Annotated in this window: 19 protein-coding genes and 4 tRNA genes; 7 read left to right on the forward strand and 16 right to left on the reverse strand. The window is 64.0% G+C overall.

The features are described from left to right. Window positions 1–34: 34 nt before the first annotated feature. The 5 genes from ACSBQT_RS04930 to ACSBQT_RS04950 form a co-directional block, all read right to left on the reverse strand. Window positions 35–1,348 carry a DUF4190 domain-containing protein gene (locus ACSBQT_RS04930; protein ID WP_410711453.1) on the reverse strand — a complete coding sequence of 438 codons (1,314 nt, stop codon included), beginning with the start codon at window positions 1,346–1,348 and terminating at the stop codon, window positions 35–37. A gap of 470 nt (window positions 1,349–1,818) precedes the next feature. Next, window positions 1,819–1,890, reverse strand: a tRNA-Val gene (locus tag ACSBQT_RS04935). A gap of 37 nt (window positions 1,891–1,927) precedes the next feature. Next, window positions 1,928–1,999, reverse strand: a tRNA-Val gene (locus ACSBQT_RS04940). A 30-nt stretch (window positions 2,000–2,029) separates the two neighbouring features. Further along, window positions 2,030–2,100: transfer RNA gene (locus ACSBQT_RS04945), tRNA-Cys, on the reverse strand. Window positions 2,101–2,126: 26 nt separating this feature from the next. After that, window positions 2,127–2,199, reverse strand: a tRNA-Gly gene (locus ACSBQT_RS04950). A 136-nt stretch (window positions 2,200–2,335) separates the two neighbouring features. Between ACSBQT_RS04950 and ACSBQT_RS04955 the strand changes: the two genes are divergently transcribed. Further along, entirely contained in the window at window positions 2,336–2,812 is a 477-nt protein-coding gene (locus ACSBQT_RS04955) for a TIGR02611 family protein (protein WP_410711454.1), read from the forward strand. 60 nt (window positions 2,813–2,872) lie between these two features. Here ACSBQT_RS04955 and zapE read toward each other — a convergent pair whose 3' ends face one another. The 8 genes from zapE to hrcA all read right to left on the reverse strand — a co-directional run bounded on the left by zapE (window position 2,873) and on the right by hrcA (window position 10,949). After that, a complete protein-coding gene (zapE, locus tag ACSBQT_RS04960) occupies window positions 2,873–3,880 on the reverse strand; it encodes a cell division protein ZapE (RefSeq protein ID WP_410711455.1) in 1,008 nt (335 codons plus the stop codon). 156 nt (window positions 3,881–4,036) lie between these two features. Next, on the reverse strand, window positions 4,037–4,975 hold the full coding sequence (gene era, locus ACSBQT_RS04965) for a GTPase Era (protein WP_410711456.1): 939 nt from the start codon (window positions 4,973–4,975) through the stop codon (window positions 4,037–4,039). A 1-nt stretch (window position 4,976) separates the two neighbouring features. After that, window positions 4,977–6,284, reverse strand: coding sequence for a hemolysin family protein (locus ACSBQT_RS04970; RefSeq protein ID WP_410711608.1), 1,308 nt, complete (start codon window positions 6,282–6,284; stop codon window positions 4,977–4,979). An 8-nt stretch (window positions 6,285–6,292) separates the two neighbouring features. Continuing rightward, on the reverse strand, window positions 6,293–6,781 hold the full coding sequence (gene ybeY, locus ACSBQT_RS04975; RefSeq protein ID WP_410711457.1) for an rRNA maturation RNase YbeY: 489 nt from the start codon (window positions 6,779–6,781) through the stop codon (window positions 6,293–6,295). Next, window positions 6,778–7,812: a PhoH family protein gene (locus tag ACSBQT_RS04980; RefSeq protein ID WP_435001022.1), complete on the reverse strand. Its 1,035-nt coding sequence runs from the start codon at window positions 7,810–7,812 to the stop codon at window positions 6,778–6,780. Before ACSBQT_RS04980 ends, ybeY begins: the two co-directional genes overlap by 4 nt. Window positions 7,813–7,912: 100 nt before the next feature. Continuing rightward, window positions 7,913–8,674, reverse strand: coding sequence for a 16S rRNA (uracil(1498)-N(3))-methyltransferase (locus ACSBQT_RS04985; protein WP_410711459.1), 762 nt, complete (start codon window positions 8,672–8,674; stop codon window positions 7,913–7,915). Then, window positions 8,671–9,786, reverse strand: a complete 1,116-nt coding sequence (dnaJ, locus tag ACSBQT_RS04990; protein ID WP_262776724.1) for a molecular chaperone DnaJ — start codon at window positions 9,784–9,786, stop codon at window positions 8,671–8,673. Before dnaJ ends, ACSBQT_RS04985 begins: the two co-directional genes overlap by 4 nt. 122 nt (window positions 9,787–9,908) lie before the next feature. Beyond that, window positions 9,909–10,949 (reverse strand): heat-inducible transcriptional repressor HrcA, encoded by a 1,041-nt coding sequence (gene hrcA / locus ACSBQT_RS04995; protein WP_410711460.1) that lies wholly within the window; start codon window positions 10,947–10,949, stop codon window positions 9,909–9,911. A 160-nt stretch (window positions 10,950–11,109) separates the two neighbouring features. Here hrcA and ACSBQT_RS05000 point away from each other — a divergent pair, with 160 nt between their 5' ends. From ACSBQT_RS05000 to ACSBQT_RS05010, 3 genes are all read left to right on the forward strand, one after another. Then, window positions 11,110–11,973, forward strand: coding sequence for a DUF3097 family protein (locus ACSBQT_RS05000; RefSeq protein WP_410711461.1), 864 nt, complete (start codon window positions 11,110–11,112; stop codon window positions 11,971–11,973). 125 nt (window positions 11,974–12,098) lie between these two features. After that, window positions 12,099–12,809: a DUF4870 domain-containing protein gene (locus tag ACSBQT_RS05005; protein ID WP_435001023.1), complete on the forward strand. Its 711-nt coding sequence runs from the start codon at window positions 12,099–12,101 to the stop codon at window positions 12,807–12,809. An 84-nt stretch (window positions 12,810–12,893) separates the two neighbouring features. After that, window positions 12,894–13,688 (forward strand): DUF4870 domain-containing protein, encoded by a 795-nt coding sequence (locus ACSBQT_RS05010; RefSeq protein WP_410711463.1) that lies wholly within the window; start codon window positions 12,894–12,896, stop codon window positions 13,686–13,688. Between the two features lie 50 nt (window positions 13,689–13,738). Here ACSBQT_RS05010 and ACSBQT_RS05015 read toward each other — a convergent pair whose 3' ends face one another. From ACSBQT_RS05015 to lepA, 3 genes are all read right to left on the reverse strand, one after another. After that, entirely contained in the window at window positions 13,739–14,257 is a 519-nt protein-coding gene (locus ACSBQT_RS05015; RefSeq protein WP_410711464.1) for a hypothetical protein, read from the reverse strand. Window positions 14,258–14,499: 242 nt separating this feature from the next. Beyond that, a complete protein-coding gene (hemW, locus tag ACSBQT_RS05020) occupies window positions 14,500–15,729 on the reverse strand; it encodes a radical SAM family heme chaperone HemW (protein WP_410711465.1) in 1,230 nt (409 codons plus the stop codon). Beyond that, window positions 15,730–17,598, reverse strand: coding sequence for a translation elongation factor 4 (gene lepA, locus ACSBQT_RS05025; protein ID WP_435001026.1), 1,869 nt, complete (start codon window positions 17,596–17,598; stop codon window positions 15,730–15,732). 162 nt (window positions 17,599–17,760) lie between these two features. Between lepA and ACSBQT_RS05030 the strand changes: the two genes are divergently transcribed. The 3 genes from ACSBQT_RS05030 to rpsT all read left to right on the forward strand — a co-directional run bounded on the left by ACSBQT_RS05030 (window position 17,761) and on the right by rpsT (window position 19,748). Next, window positions 17,761–18,525: an endonuclease/exonuclease/phosphatase family protein gene (locus ACSBQT_RS05030; RefSeq protein ID WP_410711466.1), complete on the forward strand. Its 765-nt coding sequence runs from the start codon at window positions 17,761–17,763 to the stop codon at window positions 18,523–18,525. Between the two features lie 102 nt (window positions 18,526–18,627). Continuing rightward, window positions 18,628–19,242 (forward strand): type II toxin-antitoxin system PemK/MazF family toxin, encoded by a 615-nt coding sequence (locus ACSBQT_RS05035; RefSeq protein ID WP_410711467.1) that lies wholly within the window; start codon window positions 18,628–18,630, stop codon window positions 19,240–19,242. A 245-nt stretch (window positions 19,243–19,487) separates the two neighbouring features. Continuing rightward, window positions 19,488–19,748 (forward strand): 30S ribosomal protein S20, encoded by a 261-nt coding sequence (rpsT, locus tag ACSBQT_RS05040; RefSeq protein ID WP_139467376.1) that lies wholly within the window; start codon window positions 19,488–19,490, stop codon window positions 19,746–19,748. Window positions 19,749–19,823: the final 75 nt, after the last annotated feature.

Below are 19,823 nucleotides of genomic sequence, written 5' to 3' on the forward strand. Positions count from 1 at the left end.
CCGAAAGGACCTTGTCACCTCGGGGAACAGGGTGTCACTGCTTGTAGAACTCGAAGTCCGTGCCCTTGCCGAGGTCGTCGACGAGTTCGAGCTTGAGGTGCATACCGTCGATTTCGGCCTTGGGGACGGCGTAAGCGAATTCATAGGTCGTTTCGCCGCCGGCAGGAACCGGATCGGTGAAGGCCAGAGAGCCCTTGTAGTTTCCGCCGTCGAAGACGTCGTCGTATTCCGTGCTGCCGCCGTTGTTGGCGGACAGATTCGTGAGAGTCATCTCGATGTCGGAGCTCGAGTTGTTCTTCACGGTCATCGTCACGATGGCGATCTCACCATTGGTCGATTCGGCGCCGGAGGCCGACGACGATGCGGTGCCCTCGCGGACGTTGATCTGTGCAGTGACGTCGGTGCCGATCTCGACCTCGCCGGCCTGAGCAGGTGCGCCGGCTCCGCCGTCGGAGCCGCCGGAGCCCTGGCTCGGGTCCTGGCCGGCTCCCTGGCTCGGATCGGCGGGGGCGGAGGAGCTGGCGGCCTCTTCGGCTGCGTTGAAGATGAAGGCACCGAACATGACGGTTGCGACGATCGAGATGATCGCGATGACTACCGAGAGAAAACCGAGGATGATACCGGTGATGTTGAGGCCCTTGTTGCTGGCCAAGTTCTTCTTGACCGCGGAGAGCCCGACGAAGCCGAAGATGATCGCTGCGATGCCGAAGATCGCGCCGATACCGAAGAAGAACGATCCGAGGACGCCGACGATGCCGCCGATGAGGGCGAGGATGCCCCAGATGTTCTTCGAGGTGTTGCCGCCGGTGCCCGAGGGATACTGGCCGTAGCCGGAGTTGGGGTTCGCCGGGATGAACTGATCGGAGGATCCGTCGGCACCGGCGTAGGCCGGCTGCTGGCCGTACTGGTTGGCGTCGTATCCCTGCGCGTTGGTGTCGTAGGGGTTCTGTCCGTACTGGTTGTCCCCGTACTGATTCTGGTCAGGCTGACCCTGACCGTACTGGTTCTGATTGTTCGGGTCCTGGCCGTACTGGTTCTGGCCATACTGATTCTGATCGTTCGACGCACCGTAGTTCGGCTGGGAGCCGTACTGGGGAGCCTGCTGTCCGTACTGCTGCGAGCCGTCGTTGCCGCCCTGACCGTAGTTCGGCTGCGAACCATTGGGCTGGTCGCCCGACGATCCGTACTGCTGACCGGGCTGCCCCGAACCGTACTGACCGGGCTGCTGACCGGCGTTCTGATCGTTGCCGTAGTTGGGGGCATTCGGCGGCTGGTTGTTCGGGTTCTGCCCGTTGGGGTTGTTGGGCGAACCGTCACCCGAACCGTACGGGTTCTGAGGAGTAGACATAGGTGCTCCGAGTCATCGTCGTTTAGTACAACACCTAGCGTACTAGCAAACCCCTTTGATACCGCATGCTGACCGCGTTTCAGTCCTGGAACACGGTGAACTAAACATACACAATTCCGATTCGTGCGTTCAGTGCCTCGAGCGCCATCTTCCCGGCTTCACCGAACGTGACTGCTCACCCCCAGAGGCTCGGTCACAGCAGCGACGCTTTGCGGCCGAGACCAGGCTGATTTGTACACCCTTCTTTGAATTGCACACCGAGGAATGTGATGAATCCAGAGAAAACTGAGCCGAAACAGTGCTCACCGGCGCGACCGGGCGAATCTCACCGGCGTAACGGGGCAAATCTCACCCGCGAGCTTAGGCGAAGAGGGTGATTGAGGGTCACTGGGGAAAAGGGTCAATGCTCAGAAAGTCTGCTCGAGCGTGAACGCACGAAGCCCCGAGTGGATCACTCGGGGCTTCTTCTGTGCGCGATACTGGGATCGAACCAGTGACCTCTTCCGTGTCAGGGAAGCGCGCTACCGCTGCGCCAATCGCGCTCTATTCATTTGTTGCACCGGAACCCGAAGGTCCCTGTGCGCGATACTGGGATCGAACCAGTGACCTCTTCCGTGTGAAGGAAGCGCGCTACCGCTGCGCCAATCGCGCTGGTCAACCGACATTTCTGCCGGTCATACGAGGTGGCGACGGGATTCGAACCCGTGTATACGGCTTTGCAGGCCGCTGCCTCGCCTCTCGGCCACGCCACCGCCAAGGCAGTGCCATGACGCCTCCGAGCGGATGACGGGACTCGAACCCGCGACCCTCACCTTGGCAAGGTGATGCTCTACCAACTGAGCCACATCCGCATTTCTCGCTGCCCGGTTTCCCTGGCAACGAGATATAACTCTATACGCAGGTGGCGGCTTACGCAAAATCAGAATCGGGTGATCGTGGTCACACGTATCGATCAAGCTTTCAGGGTCACCATCTTATAGTGGTTGGGTGAATGCAGAGAGCCCGCAGACCCGCCCCAAGGGCTGGTTGTCACGCCACCACCGGCAAGGTCCCCGACCGTGGCGGAAACTGCGTCTGGGGTTCCTCCGCTGGCGGCGCACAGTGTTGGCCAACCCGCACACTGCACGCCTCTATCGCACCATCGTCGGCGGCCTCGGCACACTCATCGTGCTCATCGGACTCGTGCTCGTCCCGCTGCCCGGCCCCGGCTGGCTCATCGTCATCATCGGCCTGTTCATCATCTCCAGCGAGTTCCACTGGGCTCAGCGACTTCTGCACTTCGTACGCGTGAACGTCGAACGCTGGACACACTGGATCATGGCTCAGCGGCTGTGGGTGCGGTGGACCATCGGCGCAGTCACGGCGGCCTTCGTGGCTGTCATCGTGTGGTTCACCCTGAAACTCACCGGTCTGCCCGACTGGGTGCCGGACCTGCGTCTCTTCGATGTGATCGGCCTCAGCTGAAACGACTGACGCCCGTCGCACCTTCATCAGAGGTGCGACGGGCGTCACTGGTCTCTCGGCTCAGGACGACAGAGCGGTCAGTCGCGAGAGGCAGCGCATGTACTTCTTCTTGTACCCGCCTGCCAGCGACTCCTCGGTGAAGACCTTGTCGAGAGCGGCACCGGAGTTGATGATGTGCACGTTGCGATCGTAGAGCCGGTCGACGAGCGCCACGAAGCGCAGAGCCACGCTCTCGTTGTCGATCGTGCGCACGTTCTCCCACACAGCCGCGTCGATTCCGTCGACCATCCGCCCGTAGCGTGAGGGGTGGACGGTGGACAGGTGGCTGAGCAGCTCCGAGAAGTCATCGCGAGCCACGACTCCGTCAAGCCGACTCGCGGCCGAATCGAGTTCGGATTCCGGCAGCGGGTCCGCCGGCGAGGTGAGCTCACGGGCACGGTAGTCCTTGCCGTCGATGCGGTAGACCTCGAACTGTTCCGCCAGCGCCTGAATCTCGCGCAGGAAGTCCTGAGCGGCGAAGCGCCCCTCCCCCAGAGACCCGGGCAGGGTGTTCGATGTCGCGATGATCTTCACCCCGGCATCGGTGAGTTCACGCATCAACCGGGACATGAGCACGGTGTCGCCGGGATCGTCGAGTTCGAATTCGTCGACGCAGACGAGTTTCATCTTCGACAGGTCGTCGCGAGCCCGAGCGAAGCCCAGGGCTCCGACGAGGTTCGTATATTCGACGAAGGTGCCGAAAGTCGCCGGCTTCTCGTTGGCATGCCAGGCCGAAGCCAACAGGTGAGTCTTGCCCACTCCGTAGCCGCCGTCGAGGTAGACGCCCTTAGCGCCGGAGCTGCCCTTCGCGAACAGCTTGCCGAAGAATCCCTTGTCGGTCGAGCGCTGAGTGAAGTCCCGCAGCTTGTTCCGTGCCTCTTCCTGCGAGGGCTCCGCTGGGTCGGTGCGGTAGCTGTCGAAGGACACGTCCTCGAACTGAGGCGGCGGCACGAGACCTGCGATGAGCTCTTCGGGGGCAACCTGTGGGGATCGGTCGCTCAGTGCGACCAGAGTCTGCTCGGCATTCACTCGGCCTAGTCTAAGGCAGGCTCGAGTGCCCGGTTCAACTCGGGCCCCGGAGGGTGATGCCCGTCACCAGCCGCGGATCCGCGCCGCTTCCGCAGTCCGCCTTCCCCCGTCCGTCAGCGTGCTGTTCGCATCACCAGCGGCGACCGACCGGGCAGATCAGCTGTTGAAGTCGAAGCCGAGGCGGCCGAGCTGTTTGGGATCGCGCTGCCAGTCCTTGGCCACCTTGACGTGCAGGTCGAGGTAGACCTTTGTGCCGAGGAGCCGCTCGATGCCCTGCCGGGACTCCGACCCGATGGTCTTGAGCCGACTGCCGCCTTTGCCGATGATGATGGCTTTCTGGCTCGGACGTTCGACATAGAGATTGACGTGGACGTTCCACAGCGGATTGTCCTCGCTGCGTCCTTCCCGCGGGTACATCTCCTCGACCTGCACGGCCAGGGAATGGGGCAGTTCATCACGCACTCCTTCGAGGGCTGCTTCGCGCACGAGCTCGGCGATCATCTTCTCTTCCGGCTCATCCGTGAGGTCACCGTCGGGGTAGAGCGGAGGAGATTTCGGCAGATGTGCCGCGAGCACCGAATCGACGGTGTCGACCTGGAAGTCCTCGACAGCGGAGACGGGGACGACATCGGCGAAGTCGGCGAGCTCGCCGACGGCCAGCAGCGCCTCGGCGATTCTGTCCTTGGGCACCCGGTCGACCTTCGTCACCAGCGCCACGATCGGGGTCCGTCCGTCCAGCAGCGCCAGCTGGGAGGCGATATAGCGGTCGCCGGGACCGATCGGCTCATCGGCGGGCAGGCAGAAGCCGATGACGTCGACTTCGCCCAGCGTGGAGGCCACGAGATCGTTGAGTCGGGACCCGAGCAGGGTACGCGGTTTGTGCAGTCCGGGGGTGTCGATGAGGATGAGCTGGTGGTCGTCCTTGTGGACGATTCCGCGGATCGTATGCCGGGTCGTCTGAGGTTTGGCCGAGGTGATCGCGACCTTCTCCCCCACCAGGGCGTTCGTCAGCGTCGACTTTCCCGTATTCGGGCGACCCACGAAGCAGGCGAAGCCGGCCCGATAGTCATCGGGGTAGTCCGTGCGAAATTCCATCTCAGTCCTCTTCCTTCGTCCCCGAACCTTCGGCTGCGGCGGTCCGCTGTGCGTGTCTGCTGTTCTCGTGGGTGCGGGTGACCCGCACGTGGGTGATTCGGTGGCGTCGCCCCTGGCCCTCCATGGCTTCGATCTCGAGGCCCTCGATCGACGCATGCGAGCCGTCGATGGGCACTCGGTCGATGAGCTTCGAGAGCAGTCCGCCGACGCTGTTGACATCGTCTTCGTCGATGCGCACGTCGAAGTACTCGGCGAAGTCGGAGATCGACATGCGGGTGCTGATGATGAACGATCCGTCTTCGGCGGCGACGAGTTCGTCATCGCCGTTGTCGTATTCGTCTTCGATCTCGCCGACGATCTCTTCGACGATGTCCTCGATGGTCACCAGCCCTGCGGTGCCACCGTATTCGTCGATGAGGATCGCCAGATGCGTCGAATCCAGCTGCATCTGCCGCAACAGGTCATCGGCCGGCTTCGTCTCCGGGACGAACAGGACGGAGCGGGCCAGGTTGCCCACGGGACGGTCGGCCTCCTCGGGGTGGAGGTGGAGGCGGCGGGCGACGTCCTTGAGGTAGGCGACTCCGCGGACGTCATCGAGGTCCTCCCCGCAGACGGGGATGCGGGAGAAGCCGGAGCGGAAGAACAGGTTCATCGCCTTCTGCAGGCTCACGTCCGCATCGACGGTGATGAGGTCGGTGCGCGGCACCATGACCTCGTTCGCCGAGGTGTCAGAGAGGTTGAACACCGACTGGATCATCTCGCGTTCGCCGTCTTCGATGACGTCGGATTCGCTGGCACGTTCGACGAGGTCGCGCAGCTGTTCGGAGGTCACGAACGGACCGTCCTTGTACACCTTGTCGGGTGTGAGCAGATTGCCGAGCACGACGAGGATGCGGGTCAGCGGTTTGAGCGCGACGAGGACGATGCGCACGACCCAGCTGAGGTTGAGGCTGACAGCCAGCGATCGGCGCTTGCCGATCGTGCGTGGAGAGACTCCGGCGATGATGAAGACCGCCACCGAGGCGGTGATCACCGTGAGGAAGACCATGAGCGGTCCCACGGAGTAGTAGGAGTCGTAGGCCAGGGCGATGAACACCGTGGCGAGTGCTTCGAGGAAGTTGCGGACGAAGATGATGACGTTGATGTTCGTCGGCAGGTCCGCGAGGATCCGCTCGACACGCACCGCTGAGCGTTTGCCGTCCTCCTTCGCCTCTTCGACCGCATGGTGGGAGACGTTGAGCAGCGCGGCATCCACGGCGGAGAGGGTGGCTGCGATGATGAGGCACAGTGCCGCCCCGAGGAAGAACATGAACACGATCAGACCTCGGTGGGGGTGGGAATGTCGGTGCGACCGTCGTAGCGGGCCGCGAAGAAGGTCAGCAGCAGATGCCGCTGGAGGGCGAACATCTCTTCCCGCGCTTCGGGCTCACCGTGGTCGTAGCCGAGCAGGTGGAGGAATCCGTGGACGGTCAGCAGCAGGACCTCGTCCATCGTCGAATGACCGGCCGCCCGAGCCTGAGCCTCGGCGACCTCGGGGCAGATGATGATGTCGCCCATCTGACCTTCGGTCGGCTTCTCCGGCTCGCCCTGGTGGAGCTGATCCATGGGAAAGGACATCACGTCGGTCGGTCCTTCGAGGTCCATCCAGGTGACGTGGAGTTCGGACATGGCCGCCCCGTCGACCATGGTCACGGCCAGCTCCGCACCGGGGTGCATGTGCAGGGCTTCGCCCAAGTACTCGGTCAGGGCCACGACTTCGTCGAGGTCCACCTCGGCGTCGGTCTCGTTGAGGATCTCGGTGTTCATTCGGCATTCCCCCACAGGTCGTAGGCTTCGACGATCTTCGTCACCAGCGAATGCCGGACGACGTCCTTGCTGCCCAGTTCGCAGAACTGCAGGTCCTCGATTCCGTCGAGGATGTCGCGGACGACCTTGAGTCCGCTGCGGGTCTTGCCCGGCAGGTCGATCTGGGAGATGTCACCGGTGACGACCATGCGTGAGCCGAAGCCGAGGCGGGTGAGGAACATCTTCATCTGCTCGGCCGTCGTGTTCTGCGCTTCGTCGAGGATGATGAACGCGTCGTTGAGGGTGCGCCCGCGCATATAGGCCAGGGGCGCGACCTCGATCGTTCCGGTCTCGATGAGCAGCGGGATCGATTCGGGATCGACCATGTCGTGCAGGGCGTCATAGAGCGGACGCACATACGGGTCGATCTTGTCGTTGAGCGTGCCCGGCAGGTAGCCCAGGGACTCCCCTGCTTCGACAGCCGGACGGGTGAGGATGATCCGTGAGACCTCTTTGTGCTGGAGGGCGTTCACGGCCATGGCCATCGCCAGGTACGTCTTGCCGGTTCCGGCCGGACCGATGCCGAAGGTGATCGTGTGGTTGCGGATGGCCCTGACGTAGTCGTGCTGGCCCATCGTCTTCGGACGGATCGACTTTCCCCTGGTGGAGAGGATGTTCGTGCCCAGCACCGCCGAGGCGGCCGCTCCCTCGGAGGAGAACGTCGTGACCCTCTCGATCGTCTCTTCGTTGATGCGATGGCCGGCCGCGTGAAGTTTCTTGAGTTCCCCGATGACGCTGACGAAGGCTTCCACGCGCTTCGAGTCGCCGGTGACCTGGACCTGGTTGGCCCGGACGTGAATGTCGAGGTCGGCGAAGGTCTTCTCCAGGGCGCGCAGGTTCGATTCTCCGGGACCGAAGAAGGCGACGAGGTCGATGGAGTCGGGGATGACCAGTCGCACGGTGTCGCGATCGGCACCTTGGGTGTCCGGCACGGCATCAACGCCGGCGGCACCGTCGCCGGTCGCGGCGGTGTCCGAGTCGGTGGGGTTCATGGAGTTCGGGTTCGGTGGGGTGATGTCCAGAATGTTCCTTTGCAAGTGAGCGCACCGTCACCGGCAGCGCCTGAGTGTGCTTCCATCCTAGTCCGATGCCTCACCAACGGCCCAATGAATTCTGGGCCAGGACGAGACCGGCGGGTCCCGCCGATGACGAGCGCAGGATCGTCGGTCCCAGCAGCACCGCGGTTGCTCCACGGTCGGTCAGGGCGGCGAGTTCGCCGTCGCTGATGCCGCCCTCGGGGCCGACGACGAAGACGATGCGCTCCGGCAGCTGCGCCGAGTCGTTCGCGATCAGGCCATCCAGCGCTTCGGAGAGCCTGCGCTGAGCGGTCTCGTGGAGGACGAAGACCGCATCAGCGTCGTCGAGGGCCTTGGCCAGGGCGGCTCCGCGGACGAGGTCGTGGAGGATGGGAAATCGTGCTCGTCTGGCCTGCAGGGAGGCCGCTCCGAGGAGGTTCTCCCATTTCGCGGCCATCTTCTCCCGCTTCTTGGCCGGCCAGTCGGCGATCGAGCGCTCGGCGGCCCAGGGCATGACGTCGTCGACGCCGATCTCCGTGGCCGTTTCGATGGCCTGCAGGTCCCGGTCGCCCTTGGCCAGGGCTTGGACGAGGACGAGGCGCGGGCCCGTGCGCTCCTCGACCGTCACCTCGGTGACGTCGATCGTCAGCTGGTTCGCCGAGGCGGCCGTGACGGTTCCGCGCGCACGTCTGCCTTCCCCGTCGACGATGTCGATATCCTCGCCGGGACCGATCCGACGCACCCGCACCGCATGCCCGGCCACGTCCTCACCGAGGGTGAGGGCGGACCCGACGACCGCCTCGGCGGCGGTGGCGGAGCGGAAGACGGGAAGACTCACCGACCGGCGAACCTCTCACGCATGCGGGAGAACATTCCGCGGTTCTCGGTCGAGATCTGGGCGCGCGGTGTCTCTTCTCCGCGCAGTTCGGCGAGTTTCTCGAGCAGTTCGCGCTGTTCGTCGTCGAGCTTGTCCGGGGTGAGGACGTCGACGGTGATGAGCAGGTCGCCACGGGTCTCCGAACGCAGGCGGGTGGCGCCGAGTCCGGGGAGTTTGACGATGGTGCCGGACTGGGTGCCGGCGGCGATGGTGAGGTCCTGAGTGCCGTCGAAGGTCTCGAACGGGATGGTGGCGCCCAGGGTCGCCGCGGTCATCGGCACGGAGACGGCGGCCCGGAGATTGTCGCCGTCGCGCTGGAAGACCTCGTGGCGGGTGACCATGACCTCGACGAAGAGGTCACCGGCGGGTCCGCCGCCGGGCCCGACCTCGCCCTGGCTGGAAAGCTGGATCCGGGTGCCGTCGGAGACACCGGCGGGGATGCGGATCTTCATGGTCCGCTGTTTGCGCACGCGTCCGTCGCCCTGGCAGTTGAGGCAGGGGTTCGGGATGACGGTGCCGAAGCCGTGGCAGGAGTTGCAGGTCTGGTTCGTGACCATCTGACCCAGCAGGGTCCGGGTCATGCGCTGGACGCTGCCGGCTCCGTGGCACAGCGAGCAGGTCTCGATCTTCGTGCCTTCCTGCGTGCCCGCGCCCGAACAGGTGTCGCAGACGACTGCAGTGGTGACGTCGAGGTCGACGGTGCCGCCGAAGGCCGCGGTCTTCAGGTCGATATTGACTCCGACGAGGGCATCCTTGCCTCGCTGGGTGCGCGGGATCGGTCCTCCGGCCTGACCGCCGCCACCGCCGAAGAAGGTCTCGAAGATGTCGCCGAATCCGCCGAATCCGCCGCCGGCCGGGAAGCCCTGACCGTTCTCGCCGCCGCCCATATCGTAGTTGCGGCGCTTCTCCGGGTCGGAGAGCACGTCGTAGGCCAGTGAGATGGCTTTGAATTCGTCTTCGTGACCGGGATTGACGTCCGGGTGGTACTTGCGTGCCAGCTTCCGGTACGACGACTTGATCTCAGCCGCGGAAGCGTCTTTGGACACTCCGAGTGTTTCATAGTGATCGGCCACAGAAACTTCTCTCTCCCTGACGTAGTGGTCTTCTCTGTTCGTGGTGGTGGCTGCGCCCTTGCGCGGTGCTCACCGGTTCTGCGCTGCCCGTCTGCGGGTGTCCCTCGTCGATATCAAGGGACCTACCCTCGATCGAGGATCGAGGACACGTATTTGGCGACGGCACGGACTGCCGAGATCGTCGTCGGATAGTCCATTCGGGTCGGGCCGAGCACTGCCAGTCTGGCCGAGGAACCCGCGTCATGACCATATTCGGCGGCGACGACGGAAGTCGAGCTGAATGATTCGTGAGTATTCTCACGCCCGATGCGCACACTGATCTCCTCGTGGTCTTCGGCCATCGAGGTGAGCAGCTTGAGCAGGACCACCTGTTCTTCGAAGGCTTCGAGGATCGGAGCCATCTTCTCTCCGAATTCGCTTCCGGAGCGGGCGAGGTTCGCGGTGCCGGCCATGATGATGCGCTCTTCACGCGTCGCGGCGACGAGGTCGACGACGGCGGCCCTGACCTGTGTGAGTCCGGAGTCGTCACGAGCGGCCGGCTCACTCGATTCGGTGGCGGTCGCCTCGGCGGCGTGGGCCGATCCGAAGACCTGCGCGAGTGTGCGTCCGGCGAATTCGGCGTTGATCTGGTCGCGCAGTCCGCGGACGGCGTCTTCGTCGAGCGGGCTCGGGGTGATCACGGTCTTCTGCTCGACCTGGCCGGCGTCGGTGATGAGGACGACGAGGATCCGCCCGGGTCCGAGTCCGACGATCTCGATGTGCTTGATGCGCGCCCGCGACACCGTCGGGTACTGGATGAGCGCGACCTGTCGGGTGAGGCCGGAGAGGACGCGGACGGTGCGGTCGAGCATCTCGTCGAGGTCGACATCGCCGTCGATGAGTTGGAAGATTGCGCGCCGCTCGGCGGTGGTCAGCGGTTTGAATTCATCGATCCGGTCGACGAACATCCGGTAGCCGAGGTCGGTGGGGATCCGTCCGGCAGAGGTGTGGGGCTGGGCGATATAGCCCTCTTGTTCGAGCGCGGCCATATCGTTGCGGATCGTGGCCGGAGAGACTCCGAGGGTGTGGCGCTGGACGATCGCCTTCGATCCCACGGGTTCGTTGGTGGCGACGAAGTCCTCGACGATGGCGCGCAGCACCTGTGCTCGTCTGCTGTCGTTCATCGCGGGTCTCCTCTCCGTCTCGCCGGTCGATCGCGGTCCCATGCCTGCTCTTGGCACTCACTGAGTCTGAGTGCCAATTCTACGCCTCTCGTTCCCGGAATTCATTTCTGGGGTGGCCTGCGGGTCTGCACGCCTGCGGGACCGTCCTTGATTATGGTGGGTGCCCGTGAATGCTTTTGATCGCTATGGCCCCGATGTGCTCTCCGGTTCCTCCCCGTCGTCGCACCGTCCGAAGAAGTCCCGCCAGGTCGAACTCGGCCTGGGCATGGTTCTCGAGGATGCGATGAGCGGCTATGTCGGCGCTGTCGTCGGCGCGGAGAAGACCACGGCCGGTGTCGTCGTCAAGCTCGAGGATCGCGCCGGCAAGGTTCGGGCCTTCCCCCTGGGACCGGGTTTCCTCCTCGAGGGGCAGCCCGTCGATGTGCAGCTGCCGAAGAAGAAGGCGCAGCAGCCCGGACGGACGGCCTCGGGGTCTCGCGCCGTGGTCGGAGCGAAGGCTCGAGTGGCACGTGGGTCGCGGATCTGGGTCGAGGGCAAGCACGACGCCGAACTCGTCGAGAAGATCTGGGGCGATGACCTGCGCATCGAAGGCGTCGTCGTCGAGCCCCTGGGCGGTCTCGATGATGTCGCGGACAAGCTCGAGGCCTTCGGCCCGGATCGGGACCATCGAGTCGGTGTCCTCGCCGACCATCTGGTGAGCGGGACGAAGGAATCGAAGATCGCCGAGGCGGTCCGGTCCGATCCGCGGTACCGCGATGTCGTCCACATCATCGGTCACCCGTACGTCGATATCTGGCAGGCGGTGAAGCCCCATGTCGTCGGCATCCGCGAGTGGCCGGTCGTCCCCCGCGGTGAGGATTGGAAGACGGGAATACTGCGTCGCATCGGATGGCCGCACGCCGACCATCGGGACGTTGCCCGCGGGTGGGTGTGCATCCTCGGGAAGGTGAGCACCATTGCTGATGTCGAACCGACTCTGTCGGGGCGCGTCGAGGAGCTCATCGACTTCGTCACCGTTGGCTGAGAGTCGGCGGTGGTGCGGCGCGGGGGATGTGTGCCGAATCTGTCACAGGAGTGAGGCTTTCCCGACATCCTCGGGACACGTCGCTCCGTTAGGGTGAATGGCAAGCACTCTTCGAAAGGATCCCCATGTCGTATCACCCCGAGCAGCCGGGCAGCCGGCCGATGCCGCCGAACTACTCTCAGGCCTCCGGTTCGCAGCAGCCCTACGCGCCGCAGGGCCAGCAGTATTCGCAGCCGCAGACGCACAGCGGTCAGCCGGGTTCCGGTGGGCAGTCGGGGTATGGTTCGCAGCGAGCGTACGGCGCTCAGCCGGGATATGGGGCGCAGCCGAACCCCGGGGGCCAGCCGGGTTACGGCGCACAGCCTGGATACGGAGCTCAGCCTGGTTACGGCATGCCGCAGATGCACAACCCGGCGATGTTCGACTCCCGCTCCCTGCCTGAGCAGGCCTACGGACCCGGCTCCGAGCAGTTCTGGATGGCCCACGAACCCGACCGGACCACGGCAATGTGGACCCACCTCGGCTCGCTCATCTTCGGCTTCATGCCGCTCATCATGTTCCTCGTGAAGAAGGACGAATCGCCGTTCGTCCGGGAGCATTCGCGTCAGGGCCTCAATGCGATGATCACGAACACGATCGTCACCTTCGGTGCCTTCATGATCTTCATGTTCCTCGGTTTCATGCTGGCACTGGTGACATTCGGGATCGGCATGATCATCATGTATGCGGCGTTCATCGTCCCGTTCGTCTACTGCGTCTTCTACATCATCGCGGCCGTCGCAGCGAACAAGGGCGAGGGCTATAAGTTCCCGCTCACCATCAACTTCGTGAAGTGACCATCCCCGTCACCTCACTTGCACTGGGACAGCCCACACTCACTGGGTTAGTGTGGAGTGATCGCACACTCTGAAGGGACTCTCATGTCGGACAACCCGCAGCAGCCGAACAACGGACAGTCACAGCCGATGCCTCCGAACTATTCCCCGCAGTCGGGCTCGCAACAGCCGTATACCCAGCAGCCACAGCAGGGTTCGCAGCCACAGCAGGGTTCGCAGCCGCAGCAGAGTGGTCAGGCCCACGGCTCTCAGCCGCAGAATCCTCAGCAGGGATCACAGCCGGGCTATGGCTCGCAGCCCCAGCCCGGGTACGGCTCCCAGCAGCAGAATCCGGCCTACGGATCTCAGCAGCAGAATCCTCAGCAGCAGTATGGTTCCCAGCCGGGCTACGGTTCGCAGCAGGCGTGCGGCAGTCAGCCCGGACACGGAAGCCAACAGCCCTACGGTGGCCCACAGGGATACGGAATGAATTCGGCGGGGAATCCCGGCTCGTTCAATTCTCAGGCGCTGCCGCCCCAGGCTTACGGGCCGGGTTCGGCGGGACTCTGGCAGCCGAGCCCGTCAGAACGCTCCACATCCATGTGGACACAGGTCGGCGCAATCTTCACCGCCTGGATCGTTCCGCTCATCGTCTTCCTCGTGAAGAAAGATGAGTCGCCCTTCATCCGCGAACAGGCCCGTCAGTCGCTGAACTTCCAACTGACCCTCATCATCGCCTATATCATCGCCGACATCCTCGCCGTCATCACCTTCGGCATCGGCGGGATCCTCTTCTTGGTCATCTGGGTCGTTGCTCTGGTATTCATGATCCTGGCCGCTGTCGCCGCCAACAAGGGCGAGGTCTATAAGGTTCCGATGAGCATCCAGTTCATCAAGTGATTCGGTGGGTATGATCTCGACTGCAGTCGACGTCAACACCTCATCACCAGTCAGCGCCTCCGGGCCGTTCCCGACAATTCGGGAACGGCCCGGTTCCGTCTCCGCCCGGCAAACCACGCCGAAGACCGCGGAAGGAATGCGAATACCACACTCAACGCGCCCAGAAGAAGGAACCCGCTGATGAGCAGCGGACTCAACGGAGTGATGACGAAGAACCCAATGGCCAGACACACGAGCGCCACCCACCGTGCTGGCCCCGTTCCGACGAACATCCTCCAGGCGTAGACGGCGAAGCCGACCATCACGACCAAGCCGGCCACCGCTCCGACGACGAGGATGACCTGAGCAAGGAAATCAGAGACGTCACCGGCGACCGAGACGCCTGATACTTCGGTCGAATCACCGACCCCGTGCAGGACCCACCCGAGCACCCGTAGAACCCGACCACCGGTGAATGCCGCAACAATCAGCGCGAGAAGAACGAAGATCGGAGCCACTGCCCCGAGAACAGCCGCGACGACGACCTCCCACGGGCGACGCACGATCGCAGGCTCGGCGGCGGGAACCACCGGTATCCTCCCGGCTTTCATAGCTTCGCGCGCCGCTGCCGCAGCTGCGAATCTCTGTTCATTCGCTGCGCGATTTCCCAATGGAGCGTGATGTGGTGGGGATGGCTGCCGGGGCCTTCCGATCTCATTTCGGCCAGGAGAATTCATCGACGAACTCCTCCTCCGCATCCGCACAGGCAACACCACTTACCTTGACACTACCGGTGTATTGCCTAGTACGAAAGACTCGAACGGACGTCGGCTCACACGTATTCGGTGAGGATGCGCACCATATAGTCGGCCATGAGACGTCCCTGCAGAGTCGGCTGGAACCAGCCGGCTGCGGCGCCATCGGCGTCGAGAAGCCCCTGCCGGACGAAGGTGCTGATCGCCTGTTCGCTGCCTGGAGCCAGAGAATCCAGGCGCAGCTCACGGTCGATCCTGGCCGCCAGCATGATCCGTTCGATCTCCCGGGTCTGAACGTCGAGGACCTCACGACCGATCGACGGGGACTCCCCCGCCAACAGCCGATCGGCCCAGGCCCGGGGGTGTTTGGCATTCCAGAACCGCACGCCTCCGACATGTGAGTGAGCTCCGGGCCCGAACCCCCACCAGTCGGCATTGCGCCAATAGGCCATATTGTGCTCACAGCGGGTCTCGGGACCGGCCGACCAGTTGCTCACTTCGTACCAGTGCAGACCGGCGGCGGAGATCGCGGCATCGGCGATCTCGTATTTGTCGGCCAAGTCGTCCTCATCGGGCATCGGCAGTTCGCCGCGGCGGACCATCACGCCCATCTTCGTTCCCGGTTCGACGATGAGGGAATATGCCGAGATATGATCGACCTCGTTGGACAGGGCCACGTCGAGAGAGCGACGCCAATCGTCGATCGACTCCCCCGGAGTGCCGTAGATGAGGTCGAGGCTGAGTTCGAGACCGGCGTCCTTGACCCAGCGGGCCACCTCGGGGATCTTCTCCGGATCGTGGGTGCGGTCCAAGGTCGCGAGCACGTGCGGCACGGCCGACTGCATGCCCATGGAGATGCGGTTGAAACCGGCTCCGGCAAGGGTCGCGATGTAGGCGGGATCCAAGGTGTCGGGGTTGGCTTCGGTGGTGACTTCGACATTCTCGGCCAGGCGGAAGCGGGCGCGGACATCGTCCATCACCCCGGCGAGCACATCCGCTGCGAGCAAGGTCGGGGTGCCTCCGCCGAAGAAGATCGTCGAGATCTCACGATCGCCGGCCCCTGCCTCGGCGAGGGTGGACACGGACAGATCGAGCTCACGGGCGAGATTGCTGCGGTAGTCCTCCCGGGACGCGCCCGGGCCGAGGTCGTCGGCGGTATAGGTGTTGAAATCGCAGTAGCCGCAGCGGACCCGGCAGTACGGGACGTGGATGTAGAGGCTCAGCCCCCGCTCGGCAGCCCCGATCCCCACCGATGTCGGCAGCGAACCGTCGCGCGGAGGGACCTCACCGGTCGGTTGTGCGGGCACTTACTTCTTGCTGTCCTTCGTCTCCGGCTCGTCGGAGGACAGGGCCGCGATGAACGCCTCCTGCGGAACCTCGACGGTGCCGACCATCTTCATCCGCTTCTTGCCTTCCTTCTGCTTCTCGAGCAGTTTGCGCTTACGGCTGATGTCGCCGCCGTAGCACTTCGAAAGCACGTCCTTGCGGATGGCGCGGATCGTCTCGCGGGCGATGATGCGTGAGCCGATGGCCGCCTGGATGGGCACCTCGAACTGCTGACGCGGGATGAGCTTGCGCAGCTTCCCGGCCATCGCCACACCGTAGGAGTAGGCGTTGTCGCGGTGGACGATCGCGGAGAATGCGTCGACCTGGTCGCCGTGCAGCAGGATGTCGACTTTGACGAGGTCGGAGGCGTCCTGCCCGTCGTCGGAATAGTCGAGGGAGGCGTAGCCCTTGGTCCGGGACTTCAGCTGGTCGAAGAAGTCGAAGACGATCTCCGCCAACGGCAGACGGTAGCGGATCTCCACACGATCCGAGGACAGGTAGTCCATGCCCTGGAGTTTGCCTCGGCGATCCTGGCACAGTTCCATGACCGCGCCGATGTAGTCGCTGGGGGTGAGGATGGTCGCCTGCACCATCGGTTCCCGGACTTCCTTGATCTTGCCCGTCGGGTATTCGCTCGGGTTCGTCACCACGGTCTCCGAACCGTCTTCCATGGTCACGTCGTAGATCACGGACGGGGCGGTGGAGATGAGGTCGAGATCGAACTCCCGTTCCAGGCGGTCGCGCAGCACTTCGAGATGGAGGAGACCGAGGAATCCGCAGCGGAAGCCGAAGCCCAGAGCCGTCGAGGTCTCGGGTTCGTAGGCGAGAGAGGCGTCGTTGAGTTTGAGTTTGTCCAGCGCATCGCGCAGCACCGGGTAGTCGGACCCGTCGATCGGGAAGAGTCCGGAGAACACCATCGGTTTGGGCTCGCGGTAGCCGCCGAGGGCCTCCGTCGCGGGTCCCGCAGCGGCGGTGACGGTGTCGCCGACCTTCGACAGGCGCACATCCTTGACACCGGTGATGAGGTAGCCGACCTCGCCGACGCCCAGTCCCTTCGTCGCCTTGGGCTCGGGCATGGAAGCGCCGATCTCCAGCAGCTCATGGGTGGTGCCGGTCGACATCATCTCGATCTTCTCGCGCGGGGACAGAGAGCCGTCGATGACACGGACATAGGTGACCACGCCGCGGTAGGTGTCGTAGACGGAGTCGAAGATCATCGCGCGGGCCGGGGCCTCGGCATCGCCGACGGGCGCGGGGATATCGGTGATGATGCGGTCGAGGACCTCCTCGACGCCTTCGCCGGTCTTGCCGGACACGAGCAGGCAGTCCTCAGGTTCGCAGCCGATGAGGTTGGCGAGCTCTTCCGCGTACTTCTCCGGCTGTGCGGCCGGCAGGTCGATCTTGTTGAGCACGGGAATGATCGTCAGATCGTTCTCCATGGCCAGGTACAGGTTGGCAAGCGTCTGAGCTTCGATGCCCTGAGCGGAGTCGACGAGCAGCAGCGCACCTTCACAGGCGGCCAGGGACCGCGAGACCTCGTAGCTGAAGTCGACGTGCCCGGGAGTGTCGATCATGTTGAGCGCATACGGGGTGTCCTCGTGTTCCCACGGCATGCACACGGCCTGGGATTTGATGGTGATTCCGCGTTCGCGTTCGATGTCCATCCGGTCGAGGTACTGGGCGCGCATATCGCGGTTCTCGACGACGCCGGTCATCTGGAGCATGCGATCGGCCAGGGTCGACTTGCCGTGGTCGATATGAGCGATGATGCAGAAATTGCGAATCAGCTCGGGTGAGGTGGCAGACGGTGAGATCCGCTTTGCAGCTTCCTTATTCACCTGAGGTGACATGAACGCCCTTTCTTTGACAGACCAGGTCCCCAGACAGACCGGATCCCCCATTGTTTCATGACTTGCGCGCGGACCTGGAATCCACGGACATGCACGTCGTGATCGTCCGTGTCTTTCGCGATTCGCCCCCACCGAGGAGTGCCGATCGGGGAAGATGGAGTCATGAGCGAATTCCGGGTCATGAGCTTCAACCTCCGCTATCCCGCGATGGACGGTCATCCGGTGGCCGAGCGGCTGCCGATCGCCGCCGAACTCATCCGGCGCGCACGTCCGCACCTCATCGGCACCCAGGAGGGCGAACTCGACCAGCTCGAGACGCTCATCAGCCTGCTGCCCGAGGAGTACATCTGGCTCGGAGAGGGCCACTCCGGCGGCAACTCCGGCGAGTTCACAGCCGTGATCCTCGATTCGAAGCGCTTCGACGTGGAAGCCGTGGACATCAGCTGGCTGTCCGAACAGCCCGACACCGTGGCCTCGGAATCGTGGGGAGTCTCGCATGCGCGCACACTGACGACGGTCGATGTCTGTGACCTCGAATCCGACCGGAGTCTGCGTGTGCTCAACACCCACCTCGATCACAAGTCCGAGCGCGCCCGTCTCGAGTCCGGTCGGATCATGGCCGAGACCATCGCCGAGGCGACCCATCCCTGCGTGGTCACCGGTGACTTCAATGTCGCCACCGGCTCCCCGGTCTACGACTTCTTCTGCACCGAGCTCGGCCTCACCGACACCGCCGCCGAGGTCCCCGGTGAGGACATCGGCACCTTCCACCGCTACAAGGGTCCGAAGGCCGGCGAGCCGCGCATCGACTGGATCCTCACGACCCCGGGCCTGCGCACACTGTCCACGCGCATCGACACGTTCGAGGTCGACGGGAAGTACCCTTCCGACCATTTCCCCGTCGAGGCGGTCCTCGAATTCTCGTGACCGTGACGGCTCGTTCGCCGGACCACGACGGCTCGTGCGCTTGACCGGGTCGGCACACGGATCTCTGCAGCTTGTGACAGCCGGCTCGTTTAGGCTGGACATATGAATTGGAAATCACTGGTCAATCGGGCCGCGAGAATCGGTGTCCGCGAAGGGCTGCGCTACCTGCGTCAATCGCAGTCGAAGAAGAACTCCGGAGGCGCATCGCAGCCGACGGATGCCCGCCGGCCGAATCCTGCACGGTCCGGCGGTGGAGGTGCCGCCTCGGCGGGTTCTGCCGATCGTTCCGCCTCGGGCGGCCAGGGCGGATCCGGCGCGTATCCCGGCGATTACAGGGGCTCCATCACGGTCAGCTACTCCCCCGACCTCGACGGCGACGCCGATCCGGGCGAAGTCGTCTGGGGGTGGGTCCCCTTCGAGGAGGACTACTCGCAGGGCAAGGATCGACCGTCTCTCGTCGTCGGACGTGACGGCAGATGGGTGCTCGCGCTCATGCTCACCAGCCAGGATCACATCCCGGGCGGCGTCGGCGAGGTCCGAGAGGATCGGCACGCGAAGTGGATGAACATCGGCACCGGGGACTGGGATTCGCAGGGTCGGCCCTCGGAGCTCCGCCTCGATCGCATCATCCGGCTCGATCCCGATTCGATCCGCAGGGAAGGCGCGATCATGCCCCGCGACGTCTTCGACCGGGTGGCCGAGCACATCTCCGACTGAGACCCGGCAGACCTGCCGAGCGGAGCCGTCATCTTCCCTGCGCTGCTGGGCGCGCAGGGATTTCCAGCCCGGGACTCGAGCCTGTATCATAGGTGATTGTGTCTTCATCAAGGCGTGTGTCTCGCCGAGGTCGGGTGAAGACGCCGTCGGATTCGATGTCGTCGATGTGTTTCCCCGCGGAGATGATCATGTCGGTTCGATGCGCCCTCACGACCATGTACCACTAACACGAAAGAGTGTTGAAATTGGCTAATATCAAGTCCCAGATCAAGCGGATCAAGACCAACGAGAAGGCTCGTCAGCGCAATAAGGCTGTTCGGTCCGAGGTTCGGTCCTACGTCCGCGTCGTTCGCGAGAACATTGCTGCCGGCAACAAGGAAGAGGCACAGCAGGCTTATGCTGTGGCTGCCCGCAAGCTCGACAAGGCTGTTTCGAAGGGTGTTCTGCACAAGAACAACGCTGCGAACCGCAAGTCGCGCCTGGCCACGCAGATCAACGCTCTCTGAGCACGACTGAGGCTATAGCTTCACGGGGTCCGAACCACACGGTTCGGACCCCGTTCTCTTCCCCTACTACTACCT

It is taken from the genome of Brevibacterium sp. H602 (assembly GCF_051172395.1).
Classification (GTDB): Bacteria; Actinomycetota; Actinomycetes; order Actinomycetales; family Brevibacteriaceae; genus Brevibacterium.

Excerpts from the sequence above, each read along its gene's own strand:
- ACSBQT_RS05005 (WP_435001023.1), top strand. The coding sequence starts at position 12,099 with ATGTCGTATCACCCCGAGCAGCCGGGCAGCCGGCCGATGCCGCCGAAC.
- ACSBQT_RS04970 (WP_410711608.1), bottom strand. The coding sequence starts at position 6,284 with ATGTTCTTCCTCGGGGCGGCACTGTGCCTCATCATCGCAGCCACCCTC.
- era (WP_410711456.1), bottom strand. The coding sequence starts at position 4,975 with ATGGAATTTCGCACGGACTACCCCGATGACTATCGGGCCGGCTTCGCC.
- ACSBQT_RS05035 (WP_410711467.1), top strand. The coding sequence starts at position 18,628 with ATGAATTGGAAATCACTGGTCAATCGGGCCGCGAGAATCGGTGTCCGC.
- hrcA (WP_410711460.1), bottom strand. The coding sequence starts at position 10,949 with ATGAACGACAGCAGACGAGCACAGGTGCTGCGCGCCATCGTCGAGGAC.
- lepA (WP_435001026.1), bottom strand. The coding sequence starts at position 17,598 with ATGTCACCTCAGGTGAATAAGGAAGCTGCAAAGCGGATCTCACCGTCT.
- ybeY (WP_410711457.1), bottom strand. The coding sequence starts at position 6,781 with ATGAACACCGAGATCCTCAACGAGACCGACGCCGAGGTGGACCTCGAC.
- ACSBQT_RS04930 (WP_410711453.1), bottom strand. The coding sequence starts at position 1,348 with ATGTCTACTCCTCAGAACCCGTACGGTTCGGGTGACGGTTCGCCCAAC.
- ACSBQT_RS05030 (WP_410711466.1), top strand. The coding sequence starts at position 17,761 with ATGAGCGAATTCCGGGTCATGAGCTTCAACCTCCGCTATCCCGCGATG.
- ACSBQT_RS04980 (WP_435001022.1), bottom strand. The coding sequence starts at position 7,812 with ATGAACCCCACCGACTCGGACACCGCCGCGACCGGCGACGGTGCCGCC.
- ACSBQT_RS05010 (WP_410711463.1), top strand. The coding sequence starts at position 12,894 with ATGTCGGACAACCCGCAGCAGCCGAACAACGGACAGTCACAGCCGATG.